We start from the raw sequence: 17,902 nt of genomic DNA on the forward strand, positions 1-17,902 counted from the left end.
GCGTTGGGTAGTAAATGATGTTGTCCATGCGCTATAGCTTGCGTTGCGGTTTAACCAAGAAAGTTAAATGACCCCCGGCAAAGCTGGGGGCTTATTGGGTGAACCCCTCAAAGGGGTCGTGGACTTATAGGGCCGCTCAAAGCGGCATCCGCAGCTTCAACTGTTCGTAGCGATCTTCTTCGGCTTCCTGGTTCCGAATGTACTCAGTGACTGTCGCTTCATCGAGTCCGACCGTGGAGACAAAGTAACCCCTCGCCCAAAAGTTCTCGCCTGTGAAATTTCTCTCCTTTCCCACAAAAAAACGAGCAATCATAATCGCGCTCTTCCCTTTCAGATATCCAACGACATTCGATACCGCGTATTTCGGCGGTACCCTTAAGCACATATGAACATGATCAGGCCGCAGATGCCCTTCGACAATTTCAACGTCTTGGTGGCTCGCTCATTCGTGAAACATCTCTCCGAGCATCCTTCTGACCTGACCATAGATCACAGGACTTTCGCTAAACCCGTAAATTCGTCATACCCGCGAAAGCGAGTATCCAGTCAGTCTTTTCAGCGGCTTACTGGATTCCCGCCTACGCGGGAATGACGGAAAGCGAAAGTCCTGGATCACTTTCTTCCGCCGCTTGGGAATGAAAACAATAGGATATTTGCAATCCCACTTTGTGTAACTCAGACTTCGATACGCTGCCATGGTGAATTCACCTCGGTCGTTGAAGGGACCGTAGAGAATCCAACTGACCCCCGGAACGGTCAAACCCATGGGAGTCCCCCGGCTTAGCCGGAGGTTTACCTATTTAATTAAAAAATAACTCACGTTAACTACCGCCATAGCGCTGTTCCAGCCAGCCAAATACTGCCCGCAGACTCATCGCCTCACCGCCTTCCGGTCGTCCGGGCTGGGACTTGAGATTCCAGGCCATCAAGTCAAAATGCGCCCACGGCATCCCGGCGGGTACAAATTCCTTCAGAAATAGCGCCGCTGTAATCGCGCCGGCATAGGATGACTCCGCAGCATTGGCAAGGTCAGCGATTTTGCTGTCGAGCAGCGTCCGGTAGGGTTGATGCAGTGGCAAGCGCCAAAACGGGTCCTGCTCACGTTCTGCCGCTGCCAGCAGCTCATTAGCTAACTCGTCATCGTTACAGAACAGCGCCGGAAGCTCAGTCCCTAGTGCGACTCGCGCTGCGCCGGTCAGCGTAGCGAAATCCAGCATCACCGCAGGCTGTTCGGTAGCCGCTTCCGCCAGCGCATCGCAGAGAACCAGCCGACCTTCGGCGTCGGTATTATGAATTTCAATCGTTAGTCCTTGGCGCGAGCGGATCACATCGCCGGGCCGAAACGCATTGCCCGCTACCGCATTTTCTACTGCCGCCACCAGCACTCGCAACCGTACCGGCAGACCACTGCTCATGATCAGCCGCGCCAGCCCCAACACAGTCGCCGCGCCGCCCATATCCTTCTTCATCAGTCGCATCGCGCTGGACGGTTTCAAATCCAGACCGCCGCTGTCGAAACAAACGCCCTTGCCAATCAACGTCACTTTGGGATGGTTCGGATCACCCCAGCGCAGATCCAGCAGGCGGGGCGGGTGAAGGCTGGCCCGGCCCACCGCATGAATCAGCGGGAAATTGCGCGCCAATAATTCCTCGCCGACCGTTTGTTCCACCGCCGCGCCGAATTCCGATCCCAGCACCAGCATGACCTCGGCCAAGTGTTCCGGCATCATGTCCGCAGCCGGTGTATTGATCAGATCGCGCACCAGAGTGATGGCCGCGACCTGGCGCTGAATCCGTTCGGCATCACAAGCGGGATCAAGTGCCAGCCGCGCCGGTTTTCGTTGCGGGGTTTTGTAACGGCTGAACTGATACCCACCCAACGCCCAGCCCAAAGCCAGCCGCTCCAATTGGCAGGGGGCAAAAGCAGCATCAAGAAAATAATCGGCTTCCGGCAGATTGACCGACAATCCGCCCAAGGCCCAAAGATCGTCGGCATTGGCAATGCCGACCATGACCCTCCGCAACTGACCATCAGCGGCGGCCATCAGGCTGAAACTGCCCGGTTTGGCTTTGAAGCCGGTCGCGGTCAGCCAGCATCGTAAAACGTCGTCCTGCTGTTCCAGCCAAGCGTTAAACTGGCTTTTAACTACCGGAATCAGTGGAATGCAGCCGGGTGTACGATGGAGCAGTAAACTATCCTTCATCAGCTTCTCGCTCATCCAAAGGGCGACGCTATGGCCGCCGTGAAATGATTTTTACCGGTAATCGGCGCAAAATCCCGCACCTTATTCCCAAATTGTGAGATCAACCTCTTGTATCCAGTTCTCGACCAGCGGTTGTCCCGGCTGTTGCATACCGATTCTCGCGCTTTGTTCAAAGGCCGCCTGGTCGGCCTGGAACGGGAAACGCTGCGGGTGATCCCGGACGGTTCCATCTCCCAAGCGTCCCATCCCACCGCGTTAGGTTCGGCGTTGGCCCATCCTTATATCACCACCGATTATTCCGAGGCGCTGCTGGAATTTATCACTCCGCCGCTGGCCGGAGTGGATGAAATGCTGCGCTTTCTGAACGACATCCATCGCTTTGTCTACCGCCATATCGGCGATGAATTGCTGTGGGCGGCCAGTATGCCCTGTATTGTCAACGGTGAGGCCAGCATCCCGCTGGGTGATTATGGCCGTTCCAATCTGGGCCAGATGAAGCATGTTTACCGGCGTGGACTGGCGTGGCGTTATGGACGGATTATGCAGGTCATCGCCGGGATTCACTTCAATTTCTCGCTGTCGGATGAATTCTGGACCGCGTTTCAGCACCTGGAAGGCGACCGCCGCTCGCTACAGGATTTTCGTTCAGAATCCTATTTTGGCCTGATCCGCAATCTGCAACGCTTCGGCTGGCTGATTCTGTATTTATTCGGCGCTTCTCCAGCCGTGTGTAAATCGTTTCTTGATGGCAAAGCGACCCCCTTGCTCGAATTTGACGATCACACCTGTTATGGGCCTTACGCCACCTCGCTGCGGATGAGTAACGTCGGCTATACCAACCGCACTGAGAAGAAAAGCGGCGTCAACGTCTGCTACAACTCGCTGCCCCAGTACATTGCCAGCCTGACCCAGGCGGTCAATACCCCATGGCCGCCTTATGAGCAAATTGGGGTCAAAGTGGACGGCGAATATCGCCAGCTCAATACCAATATTTTGCAGATTGAGAATGAGTATTACGCCTCGATGCGGCCCAAACAGCCGCCACATGGTAATGAGAAACCGGTATTGGCACTGCAACGGCGTGGAGTGCGCTATGTGGAATTGCGCTCGGTAGACATCAATCCGCTGGAACCGTTAGGAGTTACCGCTACACAACTGCGGTTTCTGGAACTGTTGCTGCTGTTTTGTCTGCTGAACGAATCGCCGCCGCTGGATGCTGCGGAGCGGCAAATGATTGACGATAACCAGATGGCGGTGGCGCTGAATGGCCGCGATCCGGCATTGATGCTGCAACGCCGCCGGGATTCAGCAGTACCAGTACGGCTCTGGGCGGGGGAAATTCTGAGCGCGTTGCAACCGATTAGCGCGCTGCTGGACAACGGCGAGAGTGGACAACCCTATGCAGCAGCGCTGGCTGAACAGCGCGAGGTGCTGGCTAATCCCGACCGCACCCCGTCTGCCCGCATTCTGGCCGAGATGCGCGCCGGTGGCGAAAATTTCTTTCGCTACGCCCGGCGCTGGTCGGAGCAGCACCGCAATACCTTGCAATCGCAACCGCTGGATCAAGCGCAGGTCACTTTTTTCACCACAGCGGCAGAGCAGTCCTTGCGCGAGCAGGCGAAGCTTGAGGCAGCGGATGAAGTACCTTTCGAGGAATTTTTGCAGCGGTATTTCGCTCAGTCCGACGACTGAGCTTAGCCATGAAACGAACACCCTGAGTTCTTGCCGCCGCATTAAAAAAGCCGGGGTGCGATCCCCGGCTTAATTTTTGACCGTCATCTCTTCAAGGCTCCCGGCAGGGGTGAAGCTACCGGGAGTGAAGCTATTGGCGAGTCTGGGAGAGTTTTACCACTTGCCGGCGACCGGCAAATCTCCTTGCTGGCCGAAGCTGCCGAAGTAGCAGCGATCCACGTCGCAACCGTCCCATTTCCCATTGCCGTTATAGTCGAGGAACCAGGTGCCATTGCGGAATACCCCGACCTTGGCTTTGCCGTCGCCGTTCCAGTCCCCCGCAGCCGGGAGATCGCCCGTTTGGCCGAAGCTGCCGTAGAGACAGAGATCCTGCCCGCCGTCCTGCTGGCAACCGTCCCATTTTCCGTTGCCGTTGTAGTCCAGATACCAGGTCCCGGCGCGGAATACGCCGACCCCAGCCGGAACGCCGCCGTTCCAATTCCCCGCCACCGGTAGATCAAGGGCTTGGCCGAAGCTCAGGCACAAATCGGCGCTACAGCCGTCCCATTTCCCATTGCCATTGGCATCCAGAAACCACTGCCCGTTACGAAACACCCCGATCTTGGCGACACTGGTGCCATGCCAATCGCCCGCTACGGGTAAATCGCCGGGCGCGCCAAAGCCGACATAACAACCGTCAGCGACGCAGCCGTCCCATTTCCGGTTGCCATTGAGGTCTACGAACCATTCCCCGGTGCCGGAGCGCAATACCCCGATGTAGCTCTTGCTGCCGCCATCCCAGTTGCCGGAGGCCGGCATGTCCCCGGCCTGACCAAAGCCAGTGAAGCAGAACTCGGTGCCGCAGCCCTCCCAAGTGCCGTTACCGTTGGCGTCCAAGAACCACTGACCGTTGCGGAATACACCCACAGCGGAGCCCATCGCAGTACTGACCGTTGAATAGTTAACACGGGTATCAGAACGGTTGATAATGCCAGCACTCGTATTGCCAACCGCATCTTCCAGCATGACGCGCATCAAGTAGACTCGATTTGGCTGCAAAACCGCGCTGGGAAGTGTGAAAGTTGTGGTAATTGTAGGCAATCCGAAGGAAGTAAAAACTATAGATCCTGTGGCGGAATCTATAACCCTCACTCTAATCCGAGTATAAGGCACGCTTGTCACCGGCAATACCCACGTCAGTGTGGGCGTCAGTAAGGTACCGGACAGATTGATGTTGCTGACAAACGGCAGAGCTTGCACCTCGAATAGATTGCGTGTGGCACTTGTCGTTGTATCGGATCCATTAGTTGCCGTGATCGTCCAAGGACCTAGTTGGGCCGGGTTATAAGGCAAGCTTGTACTCAGTTCGCCAAAAGCGTCGCTTTGCAGGACCAAGTTGGTGGCACCTTGTGTGGCAACGGCGCTCGTGTTTTGCACAGGATTCACGGTCGTGCCAATCAACAGCAAGTCCACCACGCTTCCATCCGGATTCATGATGTTTGTACGGAAAAAATAGGGTATGGATGAAACAGGCACGGCCTGCACACTGATGGTCAACAGCATTCCAAGCAGGGTGCCAATGATGAATTTAAGAAAACTCTGAGTAATCATATCTGCTTTTCCTCGTATAGATGATGCATTTTTGAATTACGCCTAGTCGGTGAAAAAAGAAACCTTTATGAAAGGTTCCCACAACAACTTATAGAGCAGCGTCCTAATTTTGCAAGTGCGCCTTGGCATTCCTTGTCGTTGAGGTTGGTGACGGTGAAGGTAGCCGCTCCGGCGGGAATGCTAAAAATAACTAATAAAATCAATAATATAAATGCAATGGGGGGGGTAACTGACGGCCTGACATGGGGATTCCTTCGCCGGGAGGGCTGGTGGGTGTGGTCTGAATTTAGACACACACCACACTATTGACATTTAGGCACAATGTCCAGCAGGTTTTCATGGCCTTCTGATGCCGTATTTGCGGTAAATCTGCCGCAGTTCATCCTTGGCGGCGTGGATTTCGCGGGCGCGGCTGCTGACGCTGCCGATGGTTGAAGAAGACAACCGCTGGATCTCGCTGTTGAGACTGTCAATTCTGATCCGATCTTCATAACCAATGTAAACAGGCTCTTGGGTCTTGCCGCTCTTTTTCCGGGACGCAGGGCGATCCAGTTCGCCAACCGGAACGCCGCGACTGGTTGCCCGCAACTCGCGCAATTCCTGTTTGGCCCGTTCCAGAGTACGGACGTTATTAACCCCGCCTTCCGGGGTCGGCCGCGATGGAATATCCAGCGTCTGTGCCGGTTGGCCCTCAGCAGGGGGCTGATTGCCATAATGAATTTTCCCGTCGCTATCGGTCCATTTATAGACTTGCGCCTGAGCCGTCAGACTCAGCAGCAGCACAGCGGCGAGAATCATGGGATGCCGCATGATCGTTCCTTTTTAGTAAAGGGTGATGACTGCCCACTAAATCGCATCCGCCTCAAGACCTACCCGCAGCAACAACCGTTTCAGTCCATGCGCCAGCACCGCGGCATCGTCCGCCCGCAGCGTCAGATGCCCGACCTTGCGTCCGGGGCGGGGCGCTTTGCCGTAAGCGTGGTAATGCGCGCCGGGCATGGCCAGCACCGCCGCTGGTTCCGGCTCGCTCAGGTTGTCCAGAATCGGCTTGTCGTATTCGTCAATCAACAGCACCACCGGTTGACCGGTGGCCTCGGCCAGCCGCAATACCCGTTCTTCAAAGCGGCTGGCAATGCCTTCCCGTTCCAGAACCAGCCCCCGCTGCCGAGCCTGCTCGGCCAGTTGCACCCCGATCCGTTCATCCAGTTCCTCCCGGAACCGCAACACGCCGCTGCCAAAGTCAAAGCGCAGCACCGGATACTTCCGGCTCCAATCCCAATGCTGCTCCAGATACAGCCCCTCGAATAACTCGCGGCTGCCGGCGAAGGCTTCAGCCAAGGTATCCACCAACAGGCTTTTGCCAAAGCGGCGCGGTCGGGCCAAAAAGTAGTATTTACCTTGTTCGGCCAGCCGGGCGACATGGGCGGTCTTGTCGATGTAAACGTAGCCCTGAGTGCGCATCTCACGCAGGTTTTGCAAGCCGATGGGTAATTTGGGTTTCATGGCGGCAGGCTCCGACCGGGCAGGGGATCATGGCCGCAGACTATATAGCCAAAACCGGGAATACCCCCGGCTCTCCGTAAAGGCTGGGGGGATGAGGGACCGGGGAGGGTGGGCATGGCCCCCCTTCCCGGATGACCGAGGGTTAAGGCGCGCAGCCTTGGCCGATGATTTGGCTGACCCGGGTCTGGAACTCTGCGGCTTTGACGAATTCTTGCCGTACCTGGTCGCGGGTGAAGGCTCCGTTGCTGAGCAGGTCAACCCAATAATTGAAGCCGGTCACATCGCCTCCCCGCCGCAGGAAGACGTAGTACAGGTCGGCGATGAAATCACGGTCGCTGCGCTGACGGCTGGTATATTCAGTGCTGGCGAGGAACTGGCTGGAGATGGACTCTACTTCGGCGCGCACGGCGGTGGCGTTGGTGCATTGCGCGACGCGGAAGCGGCCGATCCAGAAGGCAAAGCCGTCATTGTCGGGCAGACGGTTGAGGAAGCCCCGGTAGAAATCGCCCACAGTGGCAAGTTCGCTCCGGGCGGCGGTGTCGCCAAACAGGCTTTGCATAAGGTCGTCGAATTCAGCCGAGAATAGGAAGCTGAACAGCACCACGCTGCGCGGCAGACCCGCAGTCAGCGGTTGGGTCCAATAGGCCAGACCGCCGTTGTCGGGTTCGCGCTTGAAGAAGGTGTGGTAGAGGTCGGTGACGTACTGGGCATTGCTGGTGGTGCGGTTGAGGTATTCCGCATCGGTGAAGAAGCGATTCGCGATCACCCGGAACACGTCTTTGAGGTCCAGACCCAGGCTGCGCGCCCGGTCGGCTTCGCTCTTCCAGAAGGCAGCGCCAGCGGTATCCGAGGGTCGGCCTAAAATCGCCTGGTAGTAGTCGTTGATCAAGGCTTGATCGGGCGGAAGCGCACCCACTTCCACCGCCCCAATGTCCACCGCGCTCCCGACAATACGCGGGCCATAGCCACGCTGATCCGTAGTGACGCCCTGCGGAATCAAAAGGTCATTACCGGCGTCGATCATCGGGCTGCCGGCGACCGGCAAATAGGTCAGGGTGGAACCGCCGTTGTTGGCCAGCGGGCCGATGGCGGTGCCAATAAGGCCGGGCAGAATCTGGTCACTGTTGATGGGATTGGCGTTCACCAATCCCGAACTGCCGTTCTCGCCGAACAGGTTGTTACCCAGTGAGGTGAAGGTGCCACTATTAAATACTTCCTTACCTGTCGACGATGCGTTACCAGCAACTAGGCTATTACCGATGGACAGCACCCCAGTTGAGCGAATACCACCGCCCCTTGCTGATAACGCTGGAGCGGAATTGCTAGACAATGTGCTACTAATTATGGTTGCTGTACCTCGTATATAGATGCCGCCACCGCCATAGCCGCCGGAAGAAGAATTTTCCAAAGCTGAATTACCAGACAGGGTGCTATTATGCATAATCATCGTTCCACCATCATGGTAGATACCGCCACCACCACGCGAAGCTGTGTTACCAAACAGAGTGCTGCTATTAACCGTTAAGGATGAAAGGCCATGTCCATTGTAAATACCACCACCTTCATTGGCTGAGTTACCGGACAATGTGCTGTTATTCACCGCTAATGTCCCAATATAGCTGTAAATTCCGCCACCATATCCAGCAGAATTATCAGAAAGCACACTATTGTTTATAATCAGTTTACCGCTGTCGGAGTAAATAGCTCCGCCAGAGCCGCCGCTACTGGAATTACCGGATAAGGTACTATTGTTCACCGTTAGCGTCCCACTACTGTTGGTAATAGCACCACCGTTGCTATTGTTCCAAGTGCTGGATTGAATCGTGCTATTGCTGAGAGTCAGCGTACCGCTGTTCTGAATCCCGCCATTTTGGAGCTTCAGATCAGAGAGGGTGACGGTCTTGCCACTGTTAACCGTGAAAATCCGCGTTGCGTTGTTGCCGTTAATCGTCAGGTTCGTCCCCGGCCCGTTGATGACAAGATTGCCGGTGATGGTCATGCCGCCGCTGGTCAACAGCAGGCCGCTGAGGCCGGCCTGGAACACGATGGTGTCGTCGGTGGCGGTGGCGTTATTGGCGTCGAGAATCGCCTGTCGCAACGAACCGATACCGCTGTCGTTGAGATTAGTGACCGTGAAGGTTACGGCTTGGGCGATGGACAGGCTGGAAAATAAGCCTAAGGCTATTAGTAACTTAAATGATACGTTTGGGGGGGGGTAACTGCCGACAAAACATGGGAATTTCTCCTGCCATAAGGGCGTGGGGTGGATAAAGACCATATTGGAATGTGACTAGCTTGACTGTGGATGACACGGCGCAACTTTTCAAGGCCTCCTACAAAGAACCGATACAATCAAAGCTATTGCTCTCAACTCTCTGTTCCTGCACCTAGGTTGAAATTATTGCCATTGATAACTACCGTTGCTGAAAAAAATCAGGTCGCTCTTCCTGCTGAACTGGCCCACGCCCTTAACATCAAGCCCGGTACCCAGTTGGAGTGGATTCAGGAGCAAGGCGGCGTTCTGCGGGTCAAGCTGTTACCGAGCCGGGGAGAATTGGCGGATCGTCTGCAAGGACTGGGGCGGGGCGGGCTCCACCCCGGTGATGATCCGGTTGCCCGCCTGATCGAAGAGCGGAGCCGCGAGGATAACGACGGAGCGCCATGATGAAGTTCCTGTTGGATTCATCGGCCTTGTTCGCGCACCTGTTCGCCGAGCCGGGCGCTGATCAGGTACGAGCGCTGTTTCATGATCCGCAAGCGGTAGTAAATTTAACAGGACTTTCGCTTTCCGTCATTCCCGCGTAAGCGGGAATCCAGTAAGCCACTGAAAAAATTGGATACCCGCTTTCGCGGGTATGACGAATTTAAGGGGCTTGGCGAAAGTCCTGTTTAAGCATAATGTCGGCGCTTGAACTGTTTGCCGCGCTCCATGCACGAGACCACGGCGAGCAGTTTGAGGACATTTGGGAACGCTACCGGCAGATCGTTGATCAGGTTCGGGTGGTCGATGAAGCGGTGGTCACTCAAGCCATTGCGCTGAGGCGAGTGGCTGGTCGGCGTCTGCCGAATGGCGACGCCCTCATTGCGGCAACCGCAGTGCTGGCGGAGGCCACCTTGGTACACCGCGACACCCATTTTTCGGCGATCCCTGCCGAAGTGCTGCGACAATGGCTTCTGCCCGATAAATAATACGACCCTATGGTTGAGCCGTAGTTGGCGTTTCCTCAATCCGCTCCCAGGAAAACCCCACCAGATTGCGCTGCTCGCGGCTGAAATCCATCCCGATCAGCGTCACCGGTTGCCCGATATAGCGCAAGTGATAGCCCCGCGTCTTGATCTGATCCAGCGCCCGTTGCCCGTCGTCGGCCTCGGCCAGCTTGAATTCCAGTAGCCAGATTCGTCCCTGATATTCAATCACTAAATCCACCTGACCCTGATGACTGGCTTCTTCGGCGCGGGTTTCGACCCCCAGCGCCGCAAACAGGCAATACACCAGTGACGCCCAATAGCCTTCGTAGCCGGCCAGGTTATTCCGGCGATACCAGTTGTGGGGAATGGAGGCAAAGAACGTCTGAAACGCCGGTTCCAGCGCCGCCGGATCGTCCTGTTTCAGGGCGTGGCCGATCCGGTCGCGAGTGCGTTCCTTGGCCATGATGTCCGGGACATAACGATTCAGTACGGCGCGAGGCAGGCTGACCCGCACTTCGCGGTTGGGATAACCCAGCCGGTAGCGGTAGGTGTCAAACTCCCAAATCCGTTCCTGAATGGTCAGATAGCCGGTTTGAAACAGCAGGGTCTCCGGTTCGATGCTATCCACATCGAACCGGCCCAGCAATTCCTCCTCCAGCCACAGCCCTTCCAGGGTGGGCAGATGAATATGCCGGGCGCGAAGTTGCTCAATCAAAAAGGTCGGGGTGCCGGTCTCAAACCAGTAGGGCTTGAATTCACGGTTATCGAGATACAGCAGAATGTCAAAGGGGTTGTAGACCGGCTCGCCGAGGAAGTTATAGCCGTTGTACCAGCGCCGCACTTCTTCCAGGTCCACCCCGTCCAGATAGTCGGCGAAACTATTGATCAGCTCGGCATGGGTGTAACCGCACACAGTCGCCGTGCGGGGATCGAGGGTGACATCCTTGAGGTTGTTCAACCCGGAAAACAGCGACACCTTGGAGAACTTGCTGACGCCAGTCAGCAGCACGAACTTGAGATGCGGATCCAGACTCTTGATCGCTGAATAAAAGTTACGCAGCCCTTCGCGCATCGCCCGCGCCCGTTCCGGCTCGCTCAAATTATCCAGAATCGGCTTGTCGTATTCGTCAATCAACAGCACCACCGGTTGACCGGTGGCCTCGGCCAGCCGCAATACCAGTTCTTCAAAGCGGCTGGCAATGCCTTCCCGTTCCAGAACCAGCCCCCGCTGCCGAGCCTGCTCGGCCAGTTGCACCCCGATCCGTTTATCCAGTTCCTCCCGGAACCGCAACACGCCGCTGCCGAAGTCAAAGCGCAACACCGGATATTTTCGGCTCCAATCCCAATGCTGCTCCAGATACAGCCCCTCGAATAACTCGCGGCTGCCGGCGAAGGCTTCGGCCAAAGTATCCACCAGCAGGCTTTTACCAAAGCGGCGCGGTCGAGCCAGAAAGTAGTATTTGCCTTCCTCGGCCAGCCGGGCGACATGAGCGGTCTTATCGATATAGACGTAGCCTTGGGTGCGCATCTCACGCAGGTTTTGCAAGCCGATGGGTAATTTGGATTTCATGGCGGCAGGCTCCGACCGGGCAGGGGATCATGGCCGCAGACTATAGCCTAAACCGGGAATACCCCCCGGCTCTCCGTAAAGGCTGGGGGGATGAGGGACCGGGGAGGGTGGGCATGGCCCTCCTTCCCGGATGACTGCGGGTTAAGGTGCGCAGCCTTGGTCGATGATTTGGCTGACCCGGGTCTGGAACTCGGAGGAGTTGACGAAGGCTTGCCGAACCTGGTCACGGGTGGCGCTTTGGCTGCTGATTTGGTTGACCCAGTAGTTGTATCCGGCCAGGTCGCCGCCCCGCCGCAGGAAGGCGTAATACAGGTCAGAGACGTAATCGCCCGGGCTACGCTGGCGGGTGGCGTATTCAGTGCCGGCCTGGAATTGGTTGGAGATCGATTCGACTTCGGCGCGTACCGCGTCAGCGTTGGTGCATTGGGCGGTGCGGAAGCGGCCTTGCCAGAAGGCGAAGCCGTCGTCGTCCGGCAGCCGGTTGAGGTAGCCCCGGTAGAAGTCGCCGATGGTGGCGTCTTCACTGCGGGCCGGGGTGTCGCCGAATTGCTTTTGCATGGTGCCGTCAAATTCTTTCGAGAACACAAAGTTGTAGAGCACCATGCTACGCGGTAGACCCTCCGCCAGCGGTTGGGTCCAATAGCTCAGCCCGTCGGGGTCGGGGTCGCGCTGGAAGAAGGTGCGGTAGAGATCCGTAATGTATTGGGCATCGCCGGTGCTGAGAAGGTGGATTTCGCCACTGGCCAAGAGGGCAGGGCGATTGAGGTATTCGGCACTGGTGAAGAAAATCCCGGCCATGACCCGGAATACGTCTTTGATGTCCAGACCCAGTCGTTGGGTCCGATTGGTTTCGCTCTTCCAGTAGGCCACCCCCGCCGCATCCGGGGTTCGCCCTAAAATCGTTTGGTAGTAGCTTTCAATCAAGGCTTGAGCGGGCGGCAGCGTTCCGGCCTCCACTGCACCGATGTCCACGGTGGTATTGACGATGCGCGGGAAACCCACGCCACGCTGGTCGGTGGTGACGCCGGCGGGAATCAGGGCGTTATCGCCGTGGTCAATGGCGAGACTGCCGGCGACTGGGAGCAGCGTTTGCGTGGGTCCGCCGTTATTGGCAAGGTCGCCAATCGCGGTGGCAATTGCTCCGGGCAACACCAGGTCGGTTGCGGCCTTGGTGACATTCACCAGTCCATCCGCGCCGCTTTCGCCAAACAGGTTGTGGCCGAGGGATGTGAATATCCCAGTGTTCTCCGGCGTCCGATAGATTTCTTTACCGGTCGCGGCCGAGTTGCCGGCCACAATGCTGTTGGCGAGGGTGACAGTGTAGGATGCCCCCCGCTCAGCGAGAGACATCCCCCCGCCGGTGGTCGCCGAGTTGCCCGACACCGTGCTGTTGTTCACACGGGTGTTGCCATAGTAACCCGTAGCGATCCCCCCGCCGCCGCTCGCCGAGTTGCCGAACACGGTGCTGTTGTTCAACGTCACCGTACTATCATAGCTGGCTATCCCGCCTCCCCAATTGACCGCCGAGTTGTAGGCCAAGGTGCTGTTGTTCACCGTTAGGTTGCTAGTCCGCGCAATAATCCCGCCGCCGTAGTCGCCTGCTGAATTGCTGATGAAGGTACTGTCATTAACAACGGTCGGCGCATCCTGGATCGCTAATCCTCCGCCGGCGTACCGGTTGGAGTTGCCGGAGAACGTGCTGTTGTTCACCACTACAGCGCCGCCCACCGCATAAAGCCCGGCCTCTTTATTATCAGACAAGACGCATTGGTTCACCGTTAGCCGGCTGCCGACACTATAGATGCCGCTGCCGCCGTAAATACCGTTTTTCAGGGTTAACTGGTTAATCGTCAGTGCTTTTCCACTCATCGCCGAAGTGGCGTAGAAAATCCGTGAAGCTTGATTGCCGCTGATCGCCAATACGCTTGCGCCAGGGCCGTTAAGGGTCAGGATGTCCGTGATCTGGATTTCCCCGGAAGTCAGAGTAATGGTTCCGGTCAAGCCGGCTTGGAAGGCAATCGTATCCGTACCGAGGTTGGCGTTGGCGTCGATCACGGCTTGGCGCAGCGAACCGGCACCGCTGTCGTTGAGGGTGGTGACGGTGAAGGTGGCGGCTTGGACGATGGACAGGCTGGAAAATAAGCTCAAGGCTATTAGTAACTTAAATGATACGGGGGGGGGTAACTGCCGACAAAACATGGGAATTTCTCCTGTCAAAAGGGCGATGGTTGAAGGTTTGATTTTAAGCGATACCCGGCCCGTTGTCTGTGAACTCGATCACACTTTAATCTTCCATTGACGCGGCATAGGTTAAAATGACCCTAGTTCGTGACCATAGGAGTAACTTGATGCAAACCGCGATTGCCGCAGGTGATTTCAAAGCCAAGTGCCTGAAACTTCTGGACGATGTCGCCGCAACCGGTGAGTCCTTGGTCATTACCAAGCACGGTAAGGCGCTGGCGAAACGGGTGCCGATGACCAAGCACGGTAAGGCGCTGGCGAAACGGGTGCCGATGCCCCCCGACTTTGGCGTTGCCGGGCATCCGGCTTGAGCCGCTCTCACCCGAGGTTGCCGTGGCCAGCACCCGCCTGCCCGGAGCCGTTCACGCGGATCCGGCTGACCGCATTATTGCCGCCACGGCCCGGCAGTCAGGCGCAGTTCTGGTGACCGAAGATCAGCCGCTACTGGATTATGGGGCGGCGGGGCATCTCAGAATCCTCAGAGCGACGGTCTGAGGCCGTTTCCTCAATCCGCTCCCAGGCAAACCCGACCAGATTGCGCTGCTCGCGGCTGAAATCCATCCCAATCAAGGTCACCGGTTGCCCGGCATAGCGCAAGTGATAGCCCTTGGTTTTAATCTGATCCAGCGCCCGTTGCCCGTCGTCGGCCTCGGCCAGCTTGAATTCCAGTAGCCAGACGCGCCCCTGATACTCAATCACCAAATCCACTTGGCCTTGATGACTGGCTTCTTCGGCGCGGGTTTCGACGCCCAGCGCGGCAAACAGGCAATAGACCAGTGACGCCCAATAGCCTTCATAACCCGCCAGGTTATTTCGGCGATACCAGTTATGTGGGATCGAGGCAAAGAAGGCGTGCAACGCGGGACGCAGGGCTGCGGGATCATCCTGCTCCAGCGCCTGAAACAGCCGATCTTCGGCGCGTTGTTGCTCGCGCCGACTCGGCACATAGCGGCGCAGAATCGCCTGCGGCAAACTGATCCGCACCTCGTGATTGGGAAAGCCCAGCCGGTAGCGAAAGCCATTGGGTCGCACCTGCCGCTCGCGCACCGTGGCGTAACCGGTCTGGAACAACAGCGCCTCCGGCTCAATCGCCCCGACCTCGAACGCGCCCAACAGGTCTTCGCTGGCCCAATAGTCATCGGCTTCGGGAATGACAAACTGCCGCTGGCGCAATAACTCAATCAAAAAGGTCGGGGTCCCGGTCTCGAACCAGTAGGGCTTGAATTCGCGGTTATCAAGGTACAGCAGCACATCGAACGGGTTGTAGACCGGCTCGCCGAGGAAGTTATAGCCGTTGTACCAGCGCCGCACTTCTTCCAAGTCCACCCCGTCCAGATAGTCGGCGAAACTATTGATCAGCTCGGCATGGGTGTAACCGCACACAGTCGCAGTACGGGGATCGAGGGTGACATCCTTGAGGTTGTTCAACCCGGAGAACAGCGAGACCTTGGAGAACTTGCTGACTCCGGTGAGCAGTACGAATTTGAGATGCGGGTCGAGGCTTTTGATCACCGAGTAGAAGTTACGCAGCCCTTCCCGCATCGCCCGCGCCCGTTCCGGCTCGCTCAAATTATCCAGAATCGGCTTGTCGTATTCGTCAATCAACAGCACCACCGGTTGACCGGTGGCCTCGGCCAGCCGCAATACCAGTTCTTCAAAGCGGCTGGCAATGCCTTCCCGTTCCAGAACCAGCCCCCGCTGCCGAGCCTGCTCGGCCAGTTGCACCCCGATCCGTTCATCCAGTTCCTCCCGAAACCGCAACACGCCGCTGCCAAAGTCAAAGCGCAGCACCGGATACTTTCGGCTCCAGTCCCAATGCTGCTCCAGATACAGCCCCTCGAATAACTCGCGGCTGCCGGCGAAGGCTTCAGCCAAGGTATCCACCAACAGGCTTTTGCCAAAGCGGCGCGGTCGGGCCAAAAAGTAGTATTTACCTTGTTCGGCCAGCCGGGCGACATGGGCGGTCTTGTCGATGTAAACGTAGCCTTGGGTGCGCATCTCACGCAGGTTTTGCAAGCCAATCGGCAGTTTCTTTTTGATGGCAGCGGACTCCGAGGCAGCGGGGATGGTGGCAGGAGACTATAGCGCAACGCCACCACAAAAAAGCCCCGCCGGGGCGGGGCTAATGAGCGGGTGATTCGTTTACCACTTGCCCGCGACCGGCAAATCCCCGGCTTGGCCGAAGCTGCCCGCATAGCAACGGTCTACGCCGCAGCCGTCCCACGCGCCGTTGCCGTTATAGTCGAGAAACCAGGTGCCGTTGCGGAACACACCGATCTTGGCCTTGCCATCGCCATTCCAGTCGCCCGCCGCCGGGAGATCGCCGGTCTGACCGAAGGCGGAACAGCTATCGGCAACACACCCATCCTACTGGCCGTTGCGATCCAGAAACCCTTCCTGGTACCGGAACGCAGAACGCCGAGCAGGCTCAGTGCGCCGCCTCCATCAGCGGGTTGTGCATCCGCTGTAGTACGGACTCGCCTTGGTGGCCTTGCAGCGGGGCAACCCACCACAGTTCGCGGTTTCCATTGCGGAACTCCGGCGCTTGCTCGGCCAGATACTCACCCCAAGCGAAACTTCCCAAACCGATGCCTCGTCGAGTAGCCACTTCGATGAACTCATGAAGATGCTGGCGACTTCTCGGTCTGGATTCTCTAAGTCACACCCCGCTTTGGCTGGCGGAGTCGGTTAGGCCAAAGCGCCGCGCTGCCCAACGGGTTCAGCGGATTGAGGGCAAAGATGGGCGATGCCCACCCTACCCGGCTAAGCCTACGAAGTTTTGAAAGGGGAAGTTGCAGAGATCAAGAGCGGTAATAGGGTACGCACAATGCATACCCTACTTGGCTGTGCTATGACGCTCACCTGCAATCAATAACAAGTGTGTCCATTGGATCATATAAAGGTTCATTACCATGTTTAACAGTACATCCTTCTGCCTCATAGAGTGCCTTTAAATTCAAGCAATCATTGGCGATAGTCGAACCTGTTGAGTCACCTCCATCGCAGAGAAACGAACCAGACTTCCCTGGTGCAATCCCCTTATCACCCCCTGGAAGGCGAGGATCATCTTTTTTAACACATAGACCATGTGTTATTTTATAGCCCTCGCCACCGCATTTCTCGCTTGTATAGGTATTTAGGTACGCTGCTATCTTTCTCAGTTCCCCGACGCCATCATCGTCGTCATAGGCGTCATCTATACCGTCAGCATCACGATCAGTATCCTTCACAGGCTCGTTTTTCCCAGAAGATGCGTTACCCAATCGTTGGTAACATTTTTTAATTTCCTCTTCCCTCCCTTGATAGTGGCTGTCACACCCTACCTGAGCTGCCATGCTTAAATCATAGGCATCGGTAATAGACTTATTAACCTCTGCCATTTTATTTTTAACCTAATCAGTAAAAGCATCGATTGTCCTATCGATATCGCTCTTATTCAGGAGGTAACTCATACAACTCCAAGGGTTAAGTCCAATGGTACAGGCAGCCCTTGTGCTGATTGAACCTATGAGACTGATGATTTTCCTAACGCGATCTGCGTTTTCCTTGCTGACGCCTGTGACTTCATACGGGAAAGTATCGGCAAACTCCTTGAGTGCGTCGATAGCAGCATCTCTAACTGTATAATTTCCATTTTTGCTTATCTTTTCAAGGGCATCTATTGCTAGATCCCGACCTTTCCGAACCCATTCTGCCGTTTTTTCATCATTACTTCCTGCAAACGGTCTGATGGTTGACATTTCGAGCCGTTCAAACGACAGCAAATGGGTAGGCACAGGGATATTCACTGCTATTGAGACCCCATTTACATCTGCCTTGATTACATCAACGGTGGATTGAGTATAATTGGAAAATAGTAACTACCTACCCTCCCCGACATCCACTATTCTGACACTATGCCCGAGTTGACCCG

The 17,902-nt window shown here is 56.6% G+C and carries 18 protein-coding genes and 2 pseudogenes; 6 read left to right on the plus strand and 14 right to left on the minus strand.

Features of this window, described 5'->3' with window-relative positions; genetic code table 11:
• Positions 1-136 precede the first annotated feature (136 nt).
• The 3 genes and pseudogenes from tnpA to BN874_RS09185 form a co-directional block, all read right to left on the minus strand.
• Positions 137-484, minus strand: a pseudogene (gene tnpA, locus BN874_RS09180) (IS200/IS605 family transposase); the annotation flags it as partial.
• 132 nt (positions 485-616) lie between these two features.
• Positions 617-697: pseudogene (locus tag BN874_RS25545) on the minus strand (IS200/IS605 family transposase); the annotation flags it as partial.
• 124 nt (positions 698-821) lie between these two features.
• Complete coding sequence (locus BN874_RS09185; protein WP_034432332.1) at positions 822-2,204, minus strand: leucyl aminopeptidase family protein; 1,383 nt, start codon at positions 2,202-2,204, stop codon at positions 822-824.
• Between the two features lie 108 nt (positions 2,205-2,312).
• Between BN874_RS09185 and gshA the strand changes: the two genes are divergently transcribed.
• Entirely contained in the window at positions 2,313-3,896 is a 1,584-nt protein-coding gene (gshA, locus tag BN874_RS09190; RefSeq protein WP_034432335.1) for a glutamate--cysteine ligase, read from the plus strand.
• A 153-nt stretch (positions 3,897-4,049) separates the two neighbouring features.
• Here the strand turns inward: gshA and BN874_RS09195 are convergent, their stop codons facing one another.
• The 4 genes from BN874_RS09195 to BN874_RS09210 form a co-directional block, all read right to left on the minus strand.
• Positions 4,050-4,910, minus strand: a complete 861-nt coding sequence (locus BN874_RS09195) for a hypothetical protein (protein WP_034432337.1) — start codon at positions 4,908-4,910, stop codon at positions 4,050-4,052.
• A 912-nt stretch (positions 4,911-5,822) separates the two neighbouring features.
• Positions 5,823-6,296: a DUF4124 domain-containing protein gene (locus tag BN874_RS09200; protein WP_034432340.1), complete on the minus strand. Its 474-nt coding sequence runs from the start codon at positions 6,294-6,296 to the stop codon at positions 5,823-5,825.
• 36 nt (positions 6,297-6,332) lie between these two features.
• Entirely contained in the window at positions 6,333-6,989 is a 657-nt protein-coding gene (locus BN874_RS09205; RefSeq protein ID WP_051497641.1) for an AAA family ATPase, read from the minus strand.
• Positions 6,990-7,131: 142 nt separating this feature from the next.
• On the minus strand, positions 7,132-9,087 hold the full coding sequence (locus tag BN874_RS09210; protein ID WP_034432342.1) for a DUF4214 domain-containing protein: 1,956 nt from the start codon (positions 9,085-9,087) through the stop codon (positions 7,132-7,134).
• A gap of 303 nt (positions 9,088-9,390) precedes the next feature.
• Between BN874_RS09210 and BN874_RS09215 the strand changes: the two genes are divergently transcribed.
• The 3 genes from BN874_RS09215 (at position 9,391) to BN874_RS09220 (ending at position 10,178) form a co-directional block, all read left to right on the plus strand.
• On the plus strand, positions 9,391-9,654 hold the full coding sequence (locus tag BN874_RS09215; RefSeq protein WP_195912147.1) for an AbrB/MazE/SpoVT family DNA-binding domain-containing protein: 264 nt from the start codon (positions 9,391-9,393) through the stop codon (positions 9,652-9,654).
• Positions 9,654-9,794, plus strand: a complete 141-nt coding sequence (locus BN874_RS25550; protein WP_154724831.1) for a PIN domain-containing protein — start codon at positions 9,654-9,656, stop codon at positions 9,792-9,794. The genes BN874_RS09215 and BN874_RS25550 overlap by 1 nt, the downstream gene beginning before the upstream one ends.
• A 93-nt stretch (positions 9,795-9,887) precedes the next feature.
• Positions 9,888-10,178 carry a type II toxin-antitoxin system VapC family toxin gene (locus BN874_RS09220; RefSeq protein WP_034432344.1) on the plus strand — a complete coding sequence of 97 codons (291 nt, stop codon included), beginning with the start codon at positions 9,888-9,890 and terminating at the stop codon, positions 10,176-10,178.
• A gap of 7 nt (positions 10,179-10,185) precedes the next feature.
• Here the strand turns inward: BN874_RS09220 and BN874_RS09225 are convergent, their stop codons facing one another.
• Positions 10,186-11,748 carry an ATP-binding protein gene (locus tag BN874_RS09225; protein WP_034432347.1) on the minus strand — a complete coding sequence of 521 codons (1,563 nt, stop codon included), beginning with the start codon at positions 11,746-11,748 and terminating at the stop codon, positions 10,186-10,188.
• Between the two features lie 141 nt (positions 11,749-11,889).
• Complete coding sequence (locus BN874_RS09230) at positions 11,890-13,896, minus strand: DUF4214 domain-containing protein (protein ID WP_195912148.1); 2,007 nt, start codon at positions 13,894-13,896, stop codon at positions 11,890-11,892.
• Positions 13,897-14,096: 200 nt separating this feature from the next.
• Between BN874_RS09230 and BN874_RS22455 the strand changes: the two genes are divergently transcribed.
• Both BN874_RS22455 and BN874_RS26275 read left to right on the plus strand, forming a co-directional pair.
• Positions 14,097-14,300 carry a type II toxin-antitoxin system Phd/YefM family antitoxin gene (locus BN874_RS22455; protein WP_051497643.1) on the plus strand — a complete coding sequence of 68 codons (204 nt, stop codon included), beginning with the start codon at positions 14,097-14,099 and terminating at the stop codon, positions 14,298-14,300.
• A 22-nt stretch (positions 14,301-14,322) separates the two neighbouring features.
• Positions 14,323-14,484 carry a PIN domain-containing protein gene (locus BN874_RS26275; RefSeq protein ID WP_338140932.1) on the plus strand — a complete coding sequence of 54 codons (162 nt, stop codon included), beginning with the start codon at positions 14,323-14,325 and terminating at the stop codon, positions 14,482-14,484.
• Here BN874_RS26275 and BN874_RS09240 read toward each other — a convergent pair.
• The 5 genes from BN874_RS09240 to BN874_RS09255 all read right to left on the minus strand — a co-directional run bounded on the left by BN874_RS09240 (position 14,431) and on the right by BN874_RS09255 (position 17,729).
• Positions 14,431-16,005 (minus strand): ATP-binding protein, encoded by a 1,575-nt coding sequence (locus tag BN874_RS09240; RefSeq protein WP_268258821.1) that lies wholly within the window; start codon positions 16,003-16,005, stop codon positions 14,431-14,433. The genes BN874_RS26275 and BN874_RS09240 overlap by 54 nt on opposite strands.
• 126 nt (positions 16,006-16,131) lie before the next feature.
• Positions 16,132-16,260 (minus strand): hypothetical protein, encoded by a 129-nt coding sequence (locus BN874_RS26015; protein WP_268258822.1) that lies wholly within the window; start codon positions 16,258-16,260, stop codon positions 16,132-16,134.
• Between the two features lie 157 nt (positions 16,261-16,417).
• Entirely contained in the window at positions 16,418-16,597 is a 180-nt protein-coding gene (locus BN874_RS09245) for a hypothetical protein (RefSeq protein WP_034432352.1), read from the minus strand.
• A 250-nt stretch (positions 16,598-16,847) separates the two neighbouring features.
• Positions 16,848-17,369, minus strand: a complete 522-nt coding sequence (locus BN874_RS09250; protein ID WP_034432353.1) for a hypothetical protein — start codon at positions 17,367-17,369, stop codon at positions 16,848-16,850.
• Between the two features lie 12 nt (positions 17,370-17,381).
• On the minus strand, positions 17,382-17,729 hold the full coding sequence (locus tag BN874_RS09255; RefSeq protein ID WP_154724833.1) for a hypothetical protein: 348 nt from the start codon (positions 17,727-17,729) through the stop codon (positions 17,382-17,384).
• Positions 17,730-17,902: the final 173 nt, after the last annotated feature.

Source organism: Candidatus Contendobacter odensis Run_B_J11, from assembly GCF_000531125.1.
GTDB classification, from domain to species: domain Bacteria; phylum Pseudomonadota; class Gammaproteobacteria; order Competibacterales; family Competibacteraceae; genus Contendibacter; species Contendibacter odensensis.